Here is a 3,339-nt window from a genome sequence, read left to right as displayed (position 1 = left end):
GACAAAATTACCATTTTCCAGCGCTGTCACACTTGGGTTCCGCTGATCGTAATCGGTAAATTCATTGACCAGGAACTCACTAACGATCTCAACAACCTCTGCATCGAAAATACGCGCCTTGTTCGCAGTTGGAGACGTATCGCCTTGCTGCTGGTCTTCAGACTCCCAGATGACGACAAAATGGCCATTGGCAAGCGCTATCGCACTCGAGAACGCTTGATCGCCATCGGTAAATTCATTGACGAGGAACTCACTGGTGATCTCACCGCCGTTCGCATCGAAAACACGCGCCTTGACAGCATAATCAGATGGATCGCCTTGCTGTCGGTCAATAGACGACCAGGTTACGACAAAATTACCATTTTCCAACGCTGTCACACTCGGAATCAATTGCCAGCTATCGGTAAACTCATTGACCAGGAACTCGCCGACGATCTCAACACCATTCGCGTCAAGAATACGCGCCTTGATCGCAGAAGAAAAAGCATCCCCTTGCTGCCCAGCATCAGACGTCCAGGTGACGACAAAATTGCCATTGGCCAGTGCGGCAATACTTGGAGCATTTTGTATGGTGTTGGTAAATTCATTCACGCGGAGTTCACTTGCGCCAATAAAATCATCAGCTGCGACAGGGGCATCATTGACCGGTGTGATCTCAAGCGTAAAGGTCTCGCTTGTTGCAAGTGAGCCATCGCTCGCCGTCACCATGACGTTCAATATGCCGTTGAAGTCCTGGGGCGGTGTGCCCGAGAAACTCTCCGTAGCCGCATCAAACACCAGCCAGTCCGGCAGCGCCGAACCATCCGCAAGCGTTGCGGTCAAGGTCAACGCATCGCCATTCGGATCCTCAAACGCGTCCGGTGGTAGTGTAAAGCTCACGGCCTCGTCTTCCGCTGAAGACTCAGGAAGTAATGGAACTCTCGAAACAGGCGCATCGTTGGCTCCGTGCACAACGACAGAGACGGTTGCGGTGCTCTCCCCGCCATTGCCGTCACTGACCGTATAGGTGAAGGTGTCCGTCAGGGTCTCCCCCTCGGCCAGATCCCGAACAGCTTCTGCGTCTCTTGGATCATAGCTGATCGTCCCATCGGTGTTCAGCACCAAGACGGCCCCATGCATGCTCGTGGCAGACACCGCTGTCACCGTGAGGGCATCCCCGTCGACATCGCTGTCATTGGCGAGGAGCGCGGCGGTCTCAATCGAAGTAACAACATTTTCTGCGATCGGCGTGGGGCTTTGCACAATATCATCCGCTGCGACAGGGGCATCATTGGTTCCGTGCACAACAACTGAAACACTTGCGGTGCTCTGACCGCCGTTGCCGTCCTCGACGGTATAGGTGAAGGTATCCGTCAGGGTCTCGCCCTCGGCCAGGGCCTGAACAGCGTCTGCGCCGGTTGGGTCGTAGCTGATTGTACTGATCGTATCGGTGGTGTTCAGGGTCAGGGTTGCCCCATACGCACTCGTGGCAGACACCGCTGTCATCGTGAGCGCATCCCCCTCGACATCGCTGTCGTTGGCAAGAAGGGTGGCGGTATCAATCAGGACGACAACATCTTCTGTGATGATATTCGGACTTAGAACAACAACATCATCAATCGCGGCAGGCGCATCGTTTCTTCCGTGCACAACAACTGAAACGCTTGCGGTGCTCTCCCCACCATTCCCGTCCGCGACCGTATAAGTGAAGGTATCCGTCAGGGTCTCGCCAACTGCCAGCGCCTGCGCAACCGCAGCACCGGTGGGATCGTAGCTGATGGTCCCGTCAGTGTTCAGTGTCAGGGTTGCCCCATGCGCACTCGTGGCAGACACCGCTGTCATCGTGAGCGCATCCCCGTCAACATCACTGTCGTTGGCAAGAAGGGTGGCGGTATCAATCAGGGTCACAGCGTCTTCGGTGATGATGTTGGAGCTTTGAGCAACACCATTTGCATCGAATATACGGGCCTTGATGGCCCAATCAGAAGTATCGCCTTGCTGCCCGTCTCTAGATTGCCAGGTGACGACGAAATGGCCACTGGCGAGGGCTGTAACACTTGGCTCGGTTTGAGTGTCATTAGTGAATTCATTGACCAGGAATTCACTGACGATCTCGTTACCATCCGCATCAAAGATGCGGGCCTTGATGGCAGAGCTGGAAGCATCCCCTTGCTGCTCGTCTCCAGTCACCCAGGTAACAACGAATTCGCCATTGGCGAGGGCTGTAACGCTCGGGCTGATTTGATTGTCATTGGTAAACTCATTGACCAGGAATTCGCTGGCGACCTCATTTCCATTCGCGTCAAAAATACGGGCCTTGACAGCCCAATCGGGCGTATCACCTTGCTGCTGCTCATCAGACATCCAGGTGACAACAAAATGATCATTGGCGAGGGCCGTAACGCTCGGAGTGCTTTGCCAGTCATTACTAAACTCGCTGACCAGGAACTCGCTGACGATCTCAACGCCGTCCGCGTCAAAAACACGCGCTTTGATGGCTCCACCAGGCACATCGCCTAGTTGCTGGTCATGAGACATCCAGGCGATGACAAAACCGCCATTGGCGAGGGCCGTAACGCTCGGGCTGATTTGACTGTCATTGGTAAACTCATTGGCTAGGAATTCACTGGTGACCTCAACGCCATTCGCATCAAAAATACGCGCCTTGATGGCATAATCAGACGTATCAACCCGCTGTCCTTCTCCAGACTGCCAGGTGATGACAAAATGGCCATTGGCAAGTTCTGTGACGCTCGGGTTGAGCTGCCAGTCATTATTGAATTCATTGACCAGGAACTCACTGACGATCTCACCGCCATCCGCATCAAAAACACGGGCCTTGATGGCCCAATCGGACGTGTTACCTGGCTGCCCGCCTTCAGACACCCAGGTGACGACAAACTGCCCATTGGCGAGGGCTGTAACGCTCGGTTGAGCACCATTGTTGAATTCATTGACGAGGAACGCACTGACGATCTCACCGCCATCCGCATCAAAAATACGCGCCTTGACAGCCCAATCGGGCATGTCGCCGTGCTGCTGCGCATGAGACATCCAGGCGACGACGAAATGCCCGTTAGCAAGTTCTGTGACGCTCGGGGCGCTTTGACTGCCATCGGTGAACTCATTGACCAGGAATTCGCTCTGGTCAACAACATCATCCACTGCAACAGGCGCATCATTGGCTCCGTGCACAACGATGGAAACCGTTGCGGTGCTCTCCCCGCCATTGCCGTCACTGACCGTATAGGTGAATGTATCCGTCAGGGCCTGGCCCTCTGTCAGAGCCTGAACAGCGTCTACGCCGGTTGGGTCATAGCTGATCGTCCCATCGGTGTTCAGCGTCAGGGCTGCGCCATG

The 3,339-nt window shown here is 54.8% G+C and carries 1 protein-coding gene; it reads right to left on the bottom strand.

Annotation, left to right across the window (positions count from 1 at the left end; all coding sequences use genetic code 11):
- The coding region (locus ACR0L4_RS23370) for a tandem-95 repeat protein (RefSeq protein ID WP_480515597.1) at positions 1-3,327 on the bottom strand (3,327 nt) is incomplete at its 3' end.
- Positions 3,328-3,339: the final 12 nt, after the last annotated feature.

Source organism: Ruegeria sp. AB5 (assembly GCF_056542645.1).
The sequence above is the reverse complement of the archived record's forward strand: the minus strand, read 5'-3'. Positions and strand labels throughout refer to the sequence as shown.